Annotated in this window: 21 protein-coding genes; 11 read left to right on the top strand and 10 right to left on the bottom strand. The window is 41.7% G+C overall.

The features are described 5' to 3' along the window. The first annotated feature begins 64 nt into the window (after positions 1-64). The 8 genes from pyrG (at position 65) to B9T38_RS08085 (ending at position 6,906) form a co-directional block, all read left to right on the top strand. Positions 65-1,705 (top strand): CTP synthase, encoded by a 1,641-nt coding sequence (pyrG, locus tag B9T38_RS08120; RefSeq protein WP_086196320.1) that lies wholly within the window; start codon positions 65-67, stop codon positions 1,703-1,705. Positions 1,706-1,737: 32 nt separating this feature from the next. Beyond that, positions 1,738-2,595, top strand: coding sequence for a 3-deoxy-8-phosphooctulonate synthase (gene kdsA, locus B9T38_RS08115; RefSeq protein WP_086196319.1), 858 nt, complete (start codon positions 1,738-1,740; stop codon positions 2,593-2,595). A gap of 60 nt (positions 2,596-2,655) precedes the next feature. Further along, positions 2,656-3,945, top strand: coding sequence for a phosphopyruvate hydratase (eno, locus tag B9T38_RS08110; protein ID WP_086196318.1), 1,290 nt, complete (start codon positions 2,656-2,658; stop codon positions 3,943-3,945). A gap of 9 nt (positions 3,946-3,954) precedes the next feature. Continuing rightward, entirely contained in the window at positions 3,955-4,359 is a 405-nt protein-coding gene (locus B9T38_RS08105) for a septum formation initiator family protein (RefSeq protein WP_086196317.1), read from the top strand. Next, positions 4,349-5,047, top strand: coding sequence for a 2-C-methyl-D-erythritol 4-phosphate cytidylyltransferase (gene ispD, locus B9T38_RS08100; protein ID WP_086196316.1), 699 nt, complete (start codon positions 4,349-4,351; stop codon positions 5,045-5,047). The genes B9T38_RS08105 and ispD overlap by 11 nt, the downstream gene beginning before the upstream one ends. 101 nt (positions 5,048-5,148) lie before the next feature. Beyond that, on the top strand, positions 5,149-6,285 hold the full coding sequence (rodA, locus tag B9T38_RS08095) for a rod shape-determining protein RodA (RefSeq protein WP_086196315.1): 1,137 nt from the start codon (positions 5,149-5,151) through the stop codon (positions 6,283-6,285). A 62-nt stretch (positions 6,286-6,347) separates the two neighbouring features. Then, positions 6,348-6,650, top strand: a complete 303-nt coding sequence (locus tag B9T38_RS08090; protein ID WP_086196314.1) for a DUF6988 family protein — start codon at positions 6,348-6,350, stop codon at positions 6,648-6,650. 34 nt (positions 6,651-6,684) lie between these two features. After that, positions 6,685-6,906, top strand: a complete 222-nt coding sequence (locus B9T38_RS08085; protein WP_086196313.1) for a DUF6988 family protein — start codon at positions 6,685-6,687, stop codon at positions 6,904-6,906. A gap of 155 nt (positions 6,907-7,061) precedes the next feature. On the opposite strand, the gene B9T38_RS08080 is transcribed toward B9T38_RS08085, so the two are convergent. From B9T38_RS08080 to B9T38_RS08035, 10 genes are all read right to left on the bottom strand, one after another. Then, positions 7,062-7,358, bottom strand: coding sequence for a cyd operon YbgE family protein (locus B9T38_RS08080; protein ID WP_086196312.1), 297 nt, complete (start codon positions 7,356-7,358; stop codon positions 7,062-7,064). A 3-nt stretch (positions 7,359-7,361) separates the two neighbouring features. Beyond that, positions 7,362-7,463: a cytochrome bd-I oxidase subunit CydX gene (gene cydX / locus B9T38_RS08075; RefSeq protein WP_002120988.1), complete on the bottom strand. Its 102-nt coding sequence runs from the start codon at positions 7,461-7,463 to the stop codon at positions 7,362-7,364. 24 nt (positions 7,464-7,487) lie between these two features. Next, on the bottom strand, positions 7,488-8,633 hold the full coding sequence (gene cydB, locus B9T38_RS08070) for a cytochrome d ubiquinol oxidase subunit II (RefSeq protein WP_086196311.1): 1,146 nt from the start codon (positions 8,631-8,633) through the stop codon (positions 7,488-7,490). Then, entirely contained in the window at positions 8,630-10,216 is a 1,587-nt protein-coding gene (locus B9T38_RS08065) for a cytochrome ubiquinol oxidase subunit I (protein ID WP_086196310.1), read from the bottom strand. The genes cydB and B9T38_RS08065 overlap by 4 nt, the downstream gene beginning before the upstream one ends. Further along, entirely contained in the window at positions 10,216-10,407 is a 192-nt protein-coding gene (gene cydP, locus B9T38_RS08060; protein WP_086196309.1) for a cytochrome oxidase putative small subunit CydP, read from the bottom strand. Before cydP ends, B9T38_RS08065 begins: the two co-directional genes overlap by 1 nt. 447 nt (positions 10,408-10,854) lie before the next feature. Then, complete coding sequence (locus B9T38_RS08055) at positions 10,855-11,979, bottom strand: porin (protein ID WP_086196308.1); 1,125 nt, start codon at positions 11,977-11,979, stop codon at positions 10,855-10,857. A gap of 299 nt (positions 11,980-12,278) precedes the next feature. Then, positions 12,279-12,692, bottom strand: a complete 414-nt coding sequence (locus B9T38_RS08050; protein WP_086196307.1) for an HIT family protein — start codon at positions 12,690-12,692, stop codon at positions 12,279-12,281. A 32-nt stretch (positions 12,693-12,724) separates the two neighbouring features. Further along, on the bottom strand, positions 12,725-12,994 hold the full coding sequence (locus B9T38_RS08045; RefSeq protein WP_086196306.1) for a YARHG domain-containing protein: 270 nt from the start codon (positions 12,992-12,994) through the stop codon (positions 12,725-12,727). An 81-nt stretch (positions 12,995-13,075) separates the two neighbouring features. Further along, entirely contained in the window at positions 13,076-13,948 is an 873-nt protein-coding gene (locus B9T38_RS08040) for an NAD(P)-dependent oxidoreductase (RefSeq protein WP_086196305.1), read from the bottom strand. 10 nt (positions 13,949-13,958) lie between these two features. After that, positions 13,959-15,050 (bottom strand): alpha/beta fold hydrolase, encoded by a 1,092-nt coding sequence (locus B9T38_RS08035; RefSeq protein ID WP_086196456.1) that lies wholly within the window; start codon positions 15,048-15,050, stop codon positions 13,959-13,961. A 135-nt stretch (positions 15,051-15,185) separates the two neighbouring features. Here B9T38_RS08035 and B9T38_RS08030 point away from each other — a divergent pair, with 135 nt between their 5' ends. The 3 genes from B9T38_RS08030 to recR are packed head-to-tail and all read left to right on the top strand — an operon-like array spanning position 15,186 to position 17,352. Next, positions 15,186-16,373: an O-succinylhomoserine sulfhydrylase gene (locus B9T38_RS08030; RefSeq protein WP_086196304.1), complete on the top strand. Its 1,188-nt coding sequence runs from the start codon at positions 15,186-15,188 to the stop codon at positions 16,371-16,373. Between the two features lie 40 nt (positions 16,374-16,413). Then, entirely contained in the window at positions 16,414-16,743 is a 330-nt protein-coding gene (locus B9T38_RS08025; RefSeq protein WP_086196303.1) for a YbaB/EbfC family nucleoid-associated protein, read from the top strand. Between the two features lie 12 nt (positions 16,744-16,755). Next, complete coding sequence (gene recR, locus B9T38_RS08020; RefSeq protein ID WP_086196302.1) at positions 16,756-17,352, top strand: recombination mediator RecR; 597 nt, start codon at positions 16,756-16,758, stop codon at positions 17,350-17,352. Positions 17,353-17,406 lie beyond the last annotated feature (54 nt).

The raw sequence follows: 17,406 nt of genomic DNA, 5'->3' as shown, positions 1-17,406 counted from the left end.
ACAGAGTAAAGTAAAATCGCACAACATTGTAGGCCAATTTAGGCTCCATTGTACGAGAAACTTAATGACCCATTTTATTTTCGTTACTGGTGGTGTTGTATCATCACTAGGTAAAGGTATTTCAGCTGCATCTGTGGCTGCGCTTTTAGAAGCCCGTGGTTTAAAAGTGACCATGGTCAAAATGGATCCATACATTAATGTCGATCCAGGAACGATGAGTCCGTTCCAACACGGTGAAGTTTTTGTCACAGAGGATGGTGCTGAAACTGACTTAGACTTGGGTTATTACGAACGTTTCTTACGTCGTGCGAAAATGACCAAACTGAACAACTTCACATCAGGTCGTGTTTATCAGGATGTTTTAAATAAAGAACGTCGTGGTGATTATCTGGGTGGTACTGTTCAGGTTATTCCACATATTACCGATAATATTAAAGAACGTGTTCTTCGTGCTGGCGAAGGCTATGACGTCGCAATTGTGGAAATTGGCGGAACAGTAGGTGACATCGAATCTCTCCCGTTCATGGAATCTGTACGTCAGTTAATGGTAGAGCTTGGTCATAAACGCACCATGCTGATGCACTTAACCTTGCTTCCATATATCAAGTCAGCAGCAGAACTGAAAACCAAACCGACTCAGCACTCTGTGAAAGAGTTGTTATCGATTGGTATTCAACCAGATATTTTAATCTGCCGTACCGAGCATGATGTTGATGCAGATACAACCCGCAAAATTGCACTATTCACCAACGTGGAAGCGCGTGCGGTTGTGGTCTGTAAAGATGCACGAACTATTTATCAAATCCCGCGTACTTTCTATGAACAGGATGTTGACGATTTAATTTGTGAACGTTTTGGTTATAACGACCTACCTGAAGCGGATCTTTCAGACTGGGACAATGTCGTAGAAGCCTTATTAAACCCTGAATACACAGTTCGTGTTGCCATGGTGGGTAAATATGTTGAGCTTCCAGATGCATATAAATCTGTAAACGAAGCACTTTTACATGCTGGTATCAAAAACCGTGTCAAAGTCCAAATTGACTATGTCAATGCTGAAGATCTTGAAAGCCAAGATGTGAATGAAGCGCTTAAAGATGCCGATGCCATTCTGGTTCCGGGCGGTTTTGGTGAGCGTGGCACTGAAGGCAAAATGCTGGCAATCAAATATGCACGTGAAAACGGTGTGCCATTCCTGGGTATCTGTTTAGGTATGCAGTTGGCAGTGATCGAATACGCACGTAACGTAGCGGGTATCACTGATGCATCTTCCACAGAATTCAACCGTTCAACCAAATCACCTTTAATTGGTCTGATTACTGAATGGCTGGATGAGCGTGGTGAAGTTCAACAGCGTTCTGTTGACTCTGACTTGGGCGGAACCATGCGTCTAGGTGCACAAAAATCTGAACTGGTTGCGGGCACGAAGACTGCAGAAGTTTATGGTTCTACAGAAATTATTGAACGTCACCGTCACCGTTACGAAATGAACAACCGTTTCATTCCTGCGCTAGAAGAGAAAGGTCTGAAGATTTCAGGTTATTCACCAGTACAACATTTGGTAGAAACAGTTGAAATTCCTCAACATCCTTGGTTTATTGCTGTACAATTCCATCCGGAATTTACAAGTTCACCACGTGATGGGCACCCATTATTTGCCAGCTTTATTGATGCTGCGAAAAAACAGTACCAAAAAACCAAATAATGGCTGGGCAAGACTAAACTAGGAAAGTTTAAATGTCGCAATTAAAACCACAAGAAATTGTACGTTTAGGCGATATACAAATGGCAAATCACTTGCCATTTGTATTATTCGGCGGAATGAATGTACTTGAGTCAAAAGACCTTGCTTTTGAAATTGCAGAAACTTATGTTGATATCTGCAAACGTCTGGAAATTCCTTACGTGTTTAAAGCAAGTTTTGATAAAGCCAACCGTTCAAGCTTGAACTCTTTCCGTGGCCCAGGCTTGGAAAAAGGGATCGAGTGGTTAGCAGACATTAAAAAACACTTCAATGTACCCATCATTACTGATGTACATGAACCTTATCAGGCTGCACCTGTTGCTGAAGTGGCGGATATTATCCAGCTTCCAGCATTCTTGAGCCGTCAGACTGATCTGGTTGAAGCCATGGCAAAAACCGATGCCATCATCAACATCAAAAAAGCCCAGTTCCTTGCGCCACACGAAATGCGCCATATTTTGCATAAGTGTCTGGAAGCTGGAAATGACAAGCTGATTCTTTGTGAACGTGGTTCGGCATTTGGCTATAACAACCTGGTTGTAGACATGTTGGGCTTCGATATCATGAAAGAAATGAATGTGCCTGTATTCTTTGATGTCACCCATGCGCTGCAAACTCCAGGTGGGCGTGCAGACTCTGCGGGCGGTCGCCGTGCGCAAATTACCACTTTGGCTCGTGCGGGTATGGCCACTGGTCTGGCTGGTTTATTCTTGGAAGCTCATCCAGATCCAGAACATGCTAAATGTGATGGTCCTTGCGCACTTCGTATGTCGCAACTGGAGCCATTCCTGGCGCAGCTGAAAGAATTGGATACCTTGGTTAAAGGTTTCAAAAAGTTAGATACACACTAAATCATATACACCTTGATGCCTTCTAAAGCATCGCGTTATTCATCAACTGAGGAATTGTTCATGAGTCAAATCGTTGACATTCGTGCACGTGAAATTTTGGACTCTCGTGGTAACCCAACCATCGAAGCAGACGTAATCTTGGCATCTGGCGTAGTTGGCCGTGCATGTGCACCATCTGGTGCTTCAACTGGTTCTCGTGAAGCTTTAGAACTTCGTGACGGCGATAAAGCACGTTACTTGGGTAAAGGCGTAAAAACTGCAGTTAACAACGTTAACACAGTAATTCGTGATGCATTGTTGGGTAAATCAGTCTTTGAACAAAAAGATATTGATAACACAATGATCGCGCTTGACGGTACAGAAAACAAAGAAAAACTAGGTGCGAACGCAACTCTAGCGGTATCTTTGGCTGCTGCACGTGCTGCTGCTGACGAAAAGAAAATTCCTCTTTTCCAATACATCGCAGACCTTCGTAACAACAGCATTTTAACTATGCCTGTTCCAATGATGAACATCTTGAACGGTGGTTCACACGCAGATAACAACGTTGACATTCAAGAGTTTATGATTGAGCCAGTTGGCTTTACTTCATTCTCTGAAGCGTTACGTGCGGGTGCTGAAATCTTCCATTCTTTAAAATCAGTTTTAAAGAAACAAGGTTTGAATACTGCGGTGGGTGATGAAGGTGGTTTTGCACCAAACTTACGTTCAAATGAAGAAGCGATTACTGTAATCCTTTCTGCGATTGAGCAAACGGGTTATAAAGCGGGTTCTGACATTATGCTTGCACTTGATTGTGCATCTTCAGAATTCTACAAAGATGGTCAGTACATTCTTGCTGGCGAAGGTAACAAAGCATTCACAAGCAACCAGTTCTCTGACTACCTTGCGGGTCTTGTAAACCAATACCCAATCATCTCGATTGAAGATGGTCTGGATGAGTCTGACTGGGAAGGCTGGTCTTACCTGACTTCTATCCTTGGCGACAAGATCCAGTTGGTAGGCGACGATTTATTCGTAACCAATCCAAAAATCCTTCAACGTGGTATCAACGAGAAAGTTGCTAACTCTATCTTGATCAAATACAACCAGATCGGTACCTTGACTGAAACTCTAGATGCTATCTATCTTGCGAAAGCAAATGGTTACTCTACCGTAATTTCTCACCGTTCAGGCGAAACTGAAGATTCGACTATTGCTGATCTTGCAGTAGGTACAGCAGCGGGTCAAATCAAAACAGGTTCACTTTGCCGTTCTGACCGTGTAGCAAAATATAACCAATTACTTCGTATCGAAGAATTGACTAAAGCTGCATATCGCGGTAAAGCTGAGTTCAAAGGTTTGAACTAAGCACATATCATGCTATCTCTATTCAATGTATTTGACTCCAAAGTGAGTAAAGCATTATTGGGCCTTGCGATCATTTTGATCGCAGGGTTTCAGTACTTATTCTGGTTTGGTGAAGGTGGTTACCATGACCATCAAAAACTGGCTGAAAAAATTCAACAACAAACAGAATTAAATACGGAACTTAAAGAACGTAACCGAGTTCTCGCTGCTGAAGTTTATGACTTGAAAAATGGTATTGAAGCCATTGAAGAGCATGCGCGTTTAGACTTGGGCTTGATCAAGCCGCATGAAACTTTTGTACAAATGAGTACTATTAGTACAAACTATAAGCCTATTTATATTGATCCAAATGCCAAAGCAGATTTAAGAACCAATGAAAATGAAACTGGAGCACCCATAGAAAGTGCACCATAAAATTTGGGCAGTTATTCCTGCTGCTGGTTCCGGAAGTCGTTTTTCTAAAACTGAACTTAAACAATATCAACAGATTCAAGATCTAACTGTACTTGAGCATACCGTTGCACGTCTGAATCAGTTGCCTTTGGCAGGTTATGTTCTGGCTATTGGTGCACAGGATGATGTCGCAAAAACCTTAGCTTTATCCAATCCTAAAAAGGCCCATTTTTGTTCGGGTGGCGCAGAGCGGGTCAATTCTGTTCTGAATGCCTTAAGCTATCTAGAAGCATTTGCAGCTGAAGAGGATTGGGTATTGGTACATGATGCTGCGCGTCCTTGTGTGACCCAAGACTGTTTGCAGAGTTTAGTGAATACGGCTATCCATGAAAATTGCAGTGCGATTTTGGCGATTCCCGTACGTGACACCTTAAAATATGTTGCACAGGCAAATACAATTGCCAAGACAGTTAGTCGTGACCATTTATGGCAAGCTCAGACACCCCAAATCTCAAGATTAGGTATCTTAAAATATGCCATTGAAAAAGCATTGCAGGATGGTATGACCATTACCGATGAAGCCAGTGCTCTGGAGTATGTGGGTGAACCAGTAAAAGTGGTACAGAGTCGATCAGATAATATTAAAATTACCTATGCCGATGATCTGGAGTTGGCACGTTTAATCTTAGCCTCCCAGCAAGCAGTTTAAAGTCTACAAGATAAAAATGCAGAAATATGGGACTTAATGATGTTATTTAAACACTTTAAACTTATAATTTGCGCTGTCTCTAGCTTGTTCAAATATTTCAAATGATACCATCCCCCCAGTATCGTTTTTTACGTCACTCTTTACGTGATGGTAGAAGCATTAAACATGACTCATCCAGATGGGCCAAATTACACTTGGATCCATGGCTGCTTTCTTTTCTGGTATTGAATTCAATATTGGGATTGATGGTGGTCTATAGCGCAACCCTGCAAGATAGCAGTATGGTGATTCGTCAGGCGACCAGTTTTGGTGTCGGTTTCATCCTCATGTTTTTATGTGCCCAGGTTCCGCCAAAAGTTTATCAGGCGGTCAGTCCATATTTTTATATGCTGGGCATGCTGCTACTGGTGCTGGTTCTGGTGATTGGTGATACGCGTTTGGGGGCAAAGCGCTGGCTGACCGTTCCGGGCATTGGTAGTATGCAGCCCAGTGAAATCATGAAATTTGCCATGCCGCTGATGATGGCATGGTATTTTTCACGTCGTGTATTTCCACCTACGTTTTTGCAGATCGTGACTGGACTCATCCTGATGATGATTCCGTTTGTACTGGTGGCACTACAACCAGATTTGAACATTGGTCTGATTATTCCCGGTGTTTTTGTCTTGTTCCTGTGTGGCATGTCTTGGCGTTTGATTCTGGGAGCTCTGACGGCTTTGGCTGTTGCAGCACCGGTTTTATGGATGTTTGTACTGCAAACCTATCAAAAGAAACGTATCTTGACCTTATTTGATCCTGAGTCCGATGCATTGGGTGCTGGCTGGAACATCATCCAGTCCAAAATTGCCATTGGTTCTGGGGGGTTAACCGGGAAGGGATATTTAACCGGTACTCAGTCTCATTTGGGTTACTTGCCTGAACATCATACCGACTTCATTATGTCGGCCTATGCTGAAGAATATGGCTTTGTCGGGGTGTTTTTATTATTCAGCCTGTTTGCTGCAATTATTATTCGTTGCCTGATGATTGGCTTGAATAGCTTCCATAATTTTGGACGCTTATATGCAGGTGCTATAGGCCTGACGTTCTTTTTCTTTGTATTTTTAAACTCAGGAATGGCCAGCGGAATTTTACCTGTAACTGGGGACCCTCTGCCACTGATGAGTTATGGTGGCTCGGCAGTAATTTCATTACTGGCGAGTATGGGGATTGTGATGTCGATCCATACCCATCGTTGATGTTGATATTAATATTGAAGAGCTAGATTTGATCTGGCTTTTTTGTTTTTGGGGGAAAATAAATGGATTTATTTGAACAATCAATGACGATGGTTAATGAATTAAATCAAGAATTATCGCAGTCTGAATTTGTAGATGGCGGGCTACGTCTAGATTTAGTATATCAGTGTTGTGACATATCGATTGAACATAGATTAGCGGTTAAAATATTATTAGAAACTGAACTGTTTATATCGGCTCTTGCGTTGTTTCGTACACAATTTGAATCTTTAGTGCGTGCTTATTGGATATTATTTGCAGCAACGGATGAGCAAGTGTGTGAGTTGGGCGTGCTGGATTCAATAGAGCAGCTTACTTTAAAGTAACATAAAAGTATTAGCCCGTTTTACTGCAACGCCGATGATTGAAGCTTTGAAGGAAATTCAGGAAATCAAGCATATTGTCGCTCAACTCGAAGAGTTCAAGTCATTCTCTTTGGATTATCTTAATTCAATTGTACATAGTGGGAAGCAAACATTTTTGCGTCACATCTTTGGTTTGGGTGATGAACACAAAAAATTGATTATTAAGCAATTGAACAATGATGAGTGCACAGATTTATTTAAAACATACTTTGCCTGATTGTCAAAAGCTTATTCAGATTTTTCTTCAAAAGTATCGTGAATGTTTTATGTTGCCTGAAGATATATCGAAAGAAGAGCGGGAAAAGATTTTAGCGCGTTATAAGTAGATGTAAAAAAGCCCACAAATGTGGGCTTTTTAGAACGTTTAAAGAATTAGGTGAGGAACCAGGTGTAATAACCCCAGATCATCAGTGGCCATGCGATATATGGACTAAATAGCCATTTCCACAGCCAAAACTTAGGCAGAAATCCTACGCCGTAAATAAATCCACCTGAAATGCCAATCATGATCATCATCAAGGCTCTATGATTATAGTGACCATTGGCATCGAGCATGAGGGCTGGGTGAATTAGCAACACCGTAGCAAGAGGCAATGCCATCAAAAATGAAATGGCCATTACAAATTTATTTGGCTTGCTTCCTTCTGCTGTCATTGCGATCTCTGTCATTGTTTATTCCTCATCCAAATCTTGATGATGTTCGATATAAAGGGCACTTAATACGCCTGCAAAGCACGCCATTAAAATCCCGAGAATCCATGCGAAATACCACATAATTTTATCTCCTAAAACACAGCCTTAGTACAGGCTGTGTGAATTCTCTTGAATATGTTTTTTGGTAATTACGCCCCACATTTTATAGTAACACCAAGTGGTGTAACTCAAAATAATTGGAACAAAAATACAGGCAGCAACAGTCATTACAGTCAGTGTGTTTTTACTTGATACGGCATCCCACATGGTCAAGCTGGCAACAGGGTTGATGCTTGAAGGCATAAGGAATGGGAACAATGCAAAACCAGCTGTTAAAATTGCCCCAATTACCATCAGCGATGTGCCTAGGAAGCTTAATCCGGCTTTGGCTTTCGCAGCAGCGGCAATTACAATCAGGCTTCCCAAGATTGCCATGATCGGTGCAATCATAGTGATTGGGTAAGTCGAGTAGTTATTCATCCAGCCGTGGTTGCCATTGGTAATGACTTCTTTGGCAAGAGGGTTTGCAACCCCATTGGTATCAAATGGTTGAGCTAAAGTATAACCTTCAATGTTACCGAAGTATAACCATGCTCCAGCGCCCAGGAAGCAAACCAAGAATACCACACCCATCAATTGAGTTGCTTTGGCAGAACGTGCATGTAAGTCGCCATCGGTACGAAGCATCAACCACGCACCACCATGTGCACTCAGCATGGATAAGCTGACAATACCACAAACCAGGGCAAATGGGTTGAGCAGGGCAAAGAAGCTACCAGTATAAGTTGAACGTACGGTTTCATCTAAAGTAAACGGTACACCCAGGAACATATTACCGAAGGCAACACCGAAGACTAAAGCAGGAACTGCACCACCAACAGCCAAACCCCAGTCCCAAGAGTTACGCCATTTTTTGTTCTCAAGTTTAGAGCGGTAGTCAAAACCTACAGGTCTTAAGAACAGGGCAAACAGTACCAGTAATAGTGCCCAGTACATGCCGGAGAATGCGGTTGCATAAACCATTGGCCATGCAGCAAACAATGCGCCACCAGCTGTAATGAACCAAACCTGGTTACCGTCCCAGTGCGGGGCAATGGTATTAATTGCCGCACGACGCTCTTCATCGTTTTTGCCCACGAATGGCATGATTGCCATAGAGCCCATATCGAAGCCATCGGTGAGGGCAAAGCCAATCAGTAGTACACCTACCAAAACCCACCAGATAATTTTGAGTAATTCATATTCGATCATGATTGAGCCTCCGCAGCAGCGTGGTTTTGATCAGCGCCTTTTTCAAAATGGTATTTACCAGTATGTAAAGAACTTGGACCTAAGCGAGCGAATTTGATCATCAAGTACATTTCGATAATCAGAAGTACTGTATAGAACGCTGCAAGTGCCAGGATTGAACCCCAAATATCACCAGTGCTTAAGCTTGAAGCAGAGAGATGTGTAGGTAGAACCTCACCAATTGTCCATGGTTGACGACCACCTTCAGCCACATACCAGCCAGTTTGTGTAGCAATCCATGGTAATGGTAAGCCGTACAGCGCAAATTTAAGTAACCAAGGTTTGCTTTCTGCGTTGCGTTTAGCCACTGCATAGGTTGCAAGGATAAACAGAAGCAGCATCAAGAAACCAGAAGCCACCATGGCACGGAACGAGAAGAACAGGGCAGTTACGTTAGGAACTGTATCTTTGGTTGCTGCTTTGATTTGCTCTTCAGAAGCATCTACTACATTTGGTGTGTATTTTTTAAGAAGTAAGCCATAGCCCAAGTCTTTCTGATTTTCTTTGAACGAAGCCATCAGTGCTGGTGAGCGGTCGCCTGCACGAAGTTTTTCAAGTTCGGCATATGCAGTCATACCATTACGGATACGAAGCTCATGTTGAACCATCAGGTCTTTCAGGCCAGTTACTTCTTTATCAAGCGAACGTGTGGCAATGATACCCATCACATATGGAATTTTGATGGCGTAGTCAGTGCGTTGTTCTTCCCGATTTGGAATACCAAACAATGTAAATGGAGCAGGTGCTGGGTGAGTTTCCCATTCTGCTTCAATTGCAGCCAATTTGGTTTTTTGTACATCACCCAGTTCATAACCTGATTCATCACCCAGTAAAATAACTGAGAATGTAGAGGCTAAACCAAAGATTGCCGCAATAGCGAAAGAACGGCGCGCAAAAGGTAAATCACGTTTTTTCAGCATGTAGAAACTGGAAATCGCTAAAACGAAAACGGCACCAGTGACATAACCTGAAGATACTGTATGGACAAATTTAACCTGAGCCACCGGGTTGAAAATCAGTGCGCCGAAGTCAACCAGCTCCATACGCATGGTTTCAAAGTTGAACTCTGCGCCCACAGGGTTTTGCATCCAGCCATTGGCGACTAAAATCCAAAGTGCCGACATGTTAGAACCCAGTGCAACCAGCCAGGTCACGCCTAAATGCTGAACTTTGGAAAGCCGGTCCCAGCCGAAGAAGAATAGACCAATAAAAGTCGATTCCAAGAAAAATGCCATTAATCCTTCAATAGCGAGTGGCGCACCAAAAATGTCACCGACATAATGCGAATAGTACGCCCAGTTTGTACCAAACTGGAACTCCATGGTTAAACCTGTGGTAACACCTAAGGCAAAGTTAATACCAAAAAGTTTTCCCCAGAATTTGGTCATGTCCTTATAAATTTCTTTACCGGAAATCACATAGGTGGTTTCCATAATGGCAAGAATAAAAGCCAGACCAAGTGTAAGAGGTACAAATATAAAGTGATACAACGCGGTCATTGCAAATTGGAACCGCGAAAGATCGACCACGCTTTCAGAAATCATCAACGTGTCTCCTTGATTTGGGAAGGGCTGCCAGCAATATGCTCGGCAACTTGAGTGTCAAAATTTTGAGGAATAGTAGGGGCATCGAACCAGATGTGTTTAATCGTCAGTAGGAGAGCAACCTTGATTATTAATATGATTGCGATCTCTCGAACTAAACGTTGATTGTAATCTTTCGGTATTAAGCTCATACAAATAAGCCTATTTTTTTAAACTTGATCTATATTATTAAACAAAAAATAACTAAAAATAAATAGATGAAACAATTAAAATAAAAATATATTATATTTGTTTTTTAAAACAATAATTTATGTTAAGGTTGTGATAAAAAATATACTGATTTTTTGCGATTATTAAGTTGACTAAAACACTGCGTATTTAATTTTTAATTCTGACTAAAATACTTATATATACTTTTAACTCCCACTAAAACACTTGTATCTTTTTAGGGGATATAAATAATTAATTGATAATTATTCTTGTTTGAAATTCCATTTAATATGTTTTATATAAATCCAATTAAACACCTTGACTTAAAATGCAAGAGGGATGAGAGAAGAAGTTAAAATTCTTTCCTCAAAAAAAAGACCACACGAATGTGGTCTTTTTTAATAGCTTTCTAAGTAAATGAAGAGTGCTTAGAAGTTATATTCCATACCTAGCCCGAATACTGTCATAGTATCGTCTTCACCAGCTTTAGTTTTCCAGTCACGTTCTTGAGAAGCAACTACACCGTACATACGAGCTTGTTTGTTGAATTGGTAATCTACGCCAAGACCATATTGGTCAATTGTGCGGTCTTTCATAAGATCAGCGGTAGTTTCAGCTGTAATGTATTCAGCCTTAACTGTCCATGGAGTATTAGCAAATTTATAAGCTGCGGTGATACCCATTGCTTTCTCTTCAATAGAGTCAACGTTGTTTGTAACAGTAGTAATGTTAGGGGCAGTACCTTCAGTTAATGCTTTGTTTGCTGGAGCATCAGACAATTCAGCTTGTTGCCATAAAGCACCCAAAGTTAAACCAGACAAACCAGCAGCTTTAAAGTTATAAGAACCAGTTACACGGTAAGCATCAGATTCAGCATTAGAGATATCTAAAGCATTAAAATCACCTTGTACCCCCATATTGCCAGCAAGAGCCAAAGCAAGACCAAGATCTTTGTTTTCATAGCTTAGAGAAGCTGAAACTGCATCACCAAAACCATCATTTGTTTCAGTTGTATATGTACCAGATGTGGTAGCAGGAGTATTGTCTTCACCTTGGATAGCCATGATGTTGAATTGCACACCAACAAGAAGGTTTTTGTCAGTTTCAAAACCGATTACGTTTTTAAGACGCTCTTCACCGTGTAATACTTTGGTCATGTCAAGACGAGTGTGGTCGTTAAAAATGTCTTGTGCACTGCCAGCAGCTGTTTTGAAGTAAGAATCATATTGACCGGCTTTTAAAGTACCAATACCAGCCCATTTAAGACCTAGGAAACGGTTACGAGCACTCCATTCAGAGTCTGAACCAGAACCATCAGTGGCAAAACCCCATTCTGCTTGGTAAACAGCAGAAAGTTTTTCAGTAAGCTTCTCTTCACCTTTTACACCAATACGTGATGCATTTGAGTTTACTTCACTAATGTCATTACCTTTAAAATCATAGTTATCTGCTTGATCTATAGAAACATTCAGTTTACCGTACAAAGTTGGTGCCGCTTGTGCTGCGCTTACACCCATTGCCGCAACAGCAGCTGCTAGAAGCAATTTTTTCATCAAGATTTCTCCAAAACACTTTTTAAAATGGCATTCGCCTTGCTTTCTTTTTAGTTTGCTTGTGTACAAAAAATTACAAAAGCTCACCAACTTGCTAAGCAGTATCTGCAAACTTTGTGACAGTGAAGTGAAAGCTATATGACAGTTTGATGACGAAGATGATTAAAAAAATAATATATTTTATTATTTTTCAATAATTTAAATTTTTATTAAAATCTGTGAGATGGGTTGATTTAATCTCAAATATAAAAAAATGGAGCTTAAGCTCCATTTTTTACAAATTAAAATTCTAGTGAATTTTAAAGTTCAGCTTTAATCTTTTCAGCCAGTGCTTTAATTTTTTCCTGGTCACCCATGTGCAATGCATGTTTTCCGAGCTCATGCACTGAACTTGGAATAAGGTGAAAATGTACATGCGGAACTGTTTGACCAGCAGATGCACCTGAAAGTTGCATCAGTACAATACCTTGAACATCAAGTGCTATTTTCATTGCCTGGGCAATTCTTTGCACAATCTGAATGGTATAGGCAGCGGCATCAGGTGGCAGATCGAGCAAGGTAATTGCAGGTGTTTTCGGGATGACCAACGTATGACCTTCTGCCTGGGGCATAATGTCCATAAAAGCCAGAACCTGTTCGTCCTCATACACTTTTATTGCAGGAAGTTCATTACGGATAATTCGTGCAAAAATATTTTGATCATCGTAAAGCATGTCTAGTCCTTGAAAGTGATTGGGTGCTGTAATTATTTACAGTTCAATTCTTTCTGACGATCTTTGATGGCGTCAAGTCGTTGTTGCTCTTTTTCTGAAAATTTTGGCTTGGTTGTATAACAATTGTCATTGCCGAACTTGGCCTTGGCTTCCGGGTCTTTAAAGCAAAAACCTTTAGAGGCATAAATGACATCATGGTCATTTTTTAATTGTTGGCACTCTTGCTCTGCTGTCGCTGCAAAAGCAGTTGCCCCAAAGAAAGTTGTAAAACTAGCCAAAACTGCAACACTAAGCTTGGTCATGAGGGTTTCCTCTGTGAGAATATTGTGTAGAGCACTTCTACACAATATTAGGTTTATTTATTATTATTCAATGGCGAGTAATTACTCAAGTGTAATTTTATTCCAAGATTCGTACATTTTCACAGCACTAGAAAAGTCACTGTCTTTTTCTGCTAAATTACTGGCTGCCTGAATCAGACTTTGAGTCAAGGCAATCACCGGTGCTGACAGTTTGGCATCACGAACCAGATCAAGTGCAATTCCGGTATCTTTTGCCAATAATGGCAGAGCAAAAGTCAGCGGGAAGGCACGATTTAAAATACGTTGTGGTAACACCATTTCCGTTACGCCACTTTTACCGCTTGACGCATTAATGCAGTCTAAAGCTTCATGCAGATTTACCCCATGCGCTTTTAAGGTGGTGAAACCTTCAGCCACTGAGCAGAGATTGACGGCTAATAGCATATTGTTCACTGCTTTGACTGCGAAACCTGCACCTGATTCACCGACATGTTTAATCAGTTTCCCGAAAGCCTGAATAGCAGGTAGGGATTTTTCAAAAGCAGCAGCTTCACCACCAATCATTACGGTTAATGTGCCATTTTCCGCACCAATGGTTTGCCCGCTCACCGGTGCATCGAGAAAATCCACATTCGATATTTTTAATTGTTGGCTGAGCTTTTTTGCCGATGCAGGAACACCACTGGTGCAATCGACCCATACTGCGCCCGATTTAATCTGAACCGTTGCAATAAGATCTTCAACTTCCTTACTCGTTGGCAGGCAAGAAAAAATGATATCGGCCTGAACTGCTTGCTCAAGTTCTACAGCTTGGGTGCCATATTCAGTTGCATGCTGTTTGGCTTTTTCGAAATTACGGTTCCATACATAGACCGTATCAAAATGTTGAGGTAAATGTGCTGCCATGCGGTAACCCATTGCGCCTAAGCCGATAAATGCAACTGACTGAATCATGATGTTTCCTTTATATTTTGCTCGATCTCTGTTTTAGCCAAGTGGTCATGAAAGGCCAGAACTCGTTGGCACTGGACTGGCTAGACATGAGTCCCAAATGACCACCCGGGATAAGAGTAAACGTGACATCCTGACTATTTGTCAATTCAATTAACGGTTTAACGGCCTCTTCGGAAACAATCCGATCGCTACGACCCGCGCCTACCAGTAAAGAGCAGGCTATATGTTTTAATTCGATATGCTTATCCTGTAATCTGATAACACCGTTTTTGAGCGGATTTTGTAGCCAAACATTAAAAATCATGTCCTGATTGATACCGCCTGGATAGTCAATCATCTGGTTCAGGAAATTACCCATGGTGGCGTGTTCATATAAGGCTTGCAGGTTATCGAGGTTTGCTAGAAGCTGTTTCTGGCTTTGTATCCATCCCACAGGATCAATCATTTTAAAACCGAGTGAATTTAGTATGCCTGGGCTATGAATCAGATGCTTGGGTACCATTCCTGAGTAAATCTTGTTTTGCAGTGTTTTGTTTTTGGCAATCAGTTGATTGGTCTTTTGAAAAAGTTTGCCGGTACGGCCTGATGCATGACTGTCCACCGGACTGCCCAATACAATTAAATTTTTAACATGGTTCGGTTTTTGCAATGCACAATACAGCATGACAAATACACCTGCCATACTCCAGCCATGCAGTGAAATTTCATCACTATGCGAGTGAGTTCGGATCTGGTCTATACAATGCGGAATGGTATCATCAATAAATGACATGAAATTGAGGAAACGATCTCGATAGCTATATCGACCCCATTCGATTAAATAGACATCAAAGCCACTGTGTTGAAAGTGTTTTACCAATGAACGGTAGGGGTACAGGTCGTAAATGGCCATGTTTATTGCAAGGGGAGCAACAAAAACCAGGGGTTCTTTATATTGCTTATCTGCTGAGGCGTAATAGCGTACTCGGGTCTGTTTGTACTCTGCAATGACTTCATAGGGAGTGGCTTGCGATAAAACCAGTGATTTTGAGTTAAATAAAGTCTTTGACAGGTTTTTGAGTTTGCTTTTATGTTTGGCAATTTTATTTTTAACTTGAATCATTGCTGGGTGTGCTGACATATGGGGGATTGATCGAAGTGTAGGCGATATTTATGCATTATACCTTGACCTTAAATGCCATAGACGCTCAAAATGTTGGCAATTATTAGCAATACAGTCCAGGACTGGGTAATACAAATGAGCCAACAAGACGACATTGAATACCAATTAGATACCTTAGCCATTCGTACAGGTCATACACGCAGTTTTGAAGGCGAGCATGGTGAGCCAATTTTTCTCACTTCATCATTCGTCTATGAAAATGCAGCAGAAGCCGCAGCTAAGTTTTCTGGTCAGGAACCTGGCAACATTTATTCGCGCTTTACCAACCCGACAGTTGCAATGTTTGAAAAGCGCCTTGCCGCATTAGATGGTGCGGAACGTGCTGTTGCAACCAGTACTGGCATGGCAGCCATCATGGCTGTGGCTATGTCTTATTTGAAACTGGGCGATCACGTCATCTGTTCACGTGCGGTGTTTGGTTCAACAGTTTCGCTTTTTGAAAAATACGTGGCTAAATTTGGTATAGCAGTCGATTTTGTTGATTTAACCGATCTTGATGCGTGGAAAAATGCCATCAAACCTGAAACCAAATTACTGTTTGTCGAATCTCCGTCCAATCCACTGGCTGAAATTGCCGATATTCAGGCCTTGGCGGATCTGGCTCATGCCAATGGTGCATTGCTGGCGATTGATAACAGCTTTTGTACGCCGGCATTGCAACAGCCAATTAAATTAGGGGCTGACCTGATTGTCTATTCAGCAACCAAATATCTGGATGGTCAAGGTCGCGCATTGGGTGGTGCTGTGGTAGGTAATCACAAATTGCTTGAAGAAGTTTTTGGTTATGTTCGCACCACTGGCCCGTCAATGAGTCCATTTAATGCCTGGGTTTTTTTGAAAGGTCTGGAAACTCTGCGTTTACGTATGCGTGAACATTCAGCAAATGCACAAAAACTGGCTGAATTCTTAAATCAGCACGACAAAGTAGAAAAAGTGTATTACGCTGGTTTGCCTTCACATATCGGTCATGAGCTTGCAGCCAAACAGCAAAGCGGTTTTGGTGGTATTGTGTCCTTTGAAGTCAAAGGTGGGCGTGAAGGGGCTTGGAAAGTTATCGACAATACCCAGTTTATTTCCATTACCGGTAACCTGGGCGATGTGAAATCAACTATTACTCATCCAGCAACTACCACTCACGGTAAGCTTTCACCAGAAGCCAAAGAAGCTGCAGGGATTCGTGAAGGATTAATCCGTGTATCTGTTGGTTTGGAAGATATTGATGATATTATTCGCGACATTAGTCGTGGTTTAGATTTAATTTAAATTTTTATCTTATTTTTAAGTTTTGTGTTCGGAGTATTTTATGAACATTAACATGTTGATGCAGCAAGCACAGCGCATGCAAAAAGATATGGAAGCCAATGTTAAAAAGGCCAAAGAACAGCTTGCGCAAACTGAAGTTCATGCTGAAGCAGGCGGTGGTTTGGTAAAAGTTACTATGACTTGCCGCAACGTGGTAAAACGTATCGAAATCAGCCCTGAATTGCTGCAAGATGATGCAGACATGATTGAAGACTTAATCGCAGCTGCAATGAATGATGCTGCACGTCAGGCTGAAGCTATTTCTGAGGAAAAAATGAAAGCGGCAAATTCTGGTATGGGCTTGCCACCAGGTCTTTCAGGTTTATTCTAAGGAATACGTCCAGTGTTTAGTGATCGATTTGATCAACTGGTTCAAGCCTTACGGATTCTGCCAAGTGTTGGGCCGAAATCGGCTCAGCGCATGGCATTACACCTGATCATGAAAAACAGGGAAGGTGCAGTCGGGCTGGCACATGCTTTAAATGAAGCAGCTACCTACATTCATGAATGTAGCGTTTGTCATTCGCTCACTGAAAATGAAGTTTGCGATATTTGTCTTTCGCATGAACGTGATGATCAGCTGCTCTGTGTGGTGGAATCACCAGCAGATGTGATGGCGATTGAACAAAGTGGTAGTTTTCGGGGTAAATACCATGTGCTGGGTGGACATTTATCTCCACTGGACGGAATTGGGCCGGAAGAAATCGGGATTCCCTATCTGATTCAGCGCCTGAGTCAGGGCACGGTTTCAGAAGTTATATTGGCAACCAATGCTACTGTAGAAGGTCAGGCGACAGCACATTATCTGGTTGAAGCAACCAAGCATTTACCGATTCAAATGACCCGGATTGCTCAAGGTGTTCCTCAAGGGGGAGAACTTGAATATGTGGATAGTCATACTTTAAGTCAGGCGGTGCATAATCGTATGCGTATGAAATAAGTACCAGGGTGCTTATTTCATTATTTTTAACAAGAATAAGAACTGGGTGGCATC

Origin of the sequence: Acinetobacter sp. ANC 4218 (genome assembly GCF_002135245.1) — a bacterium.
In the GTDB taxonomy this organism is placed as follows: Bacteria; Pseudomonadota; Gammaproteobacteria; order Pseudomonadales; family Moraxellaceae; genus Acinetobacter.
The sequence above is the reverse complement of the archived record's forward strand: the minus strand, read 5'-3'. Positions and strand labels throughout refer to the sequence as shown.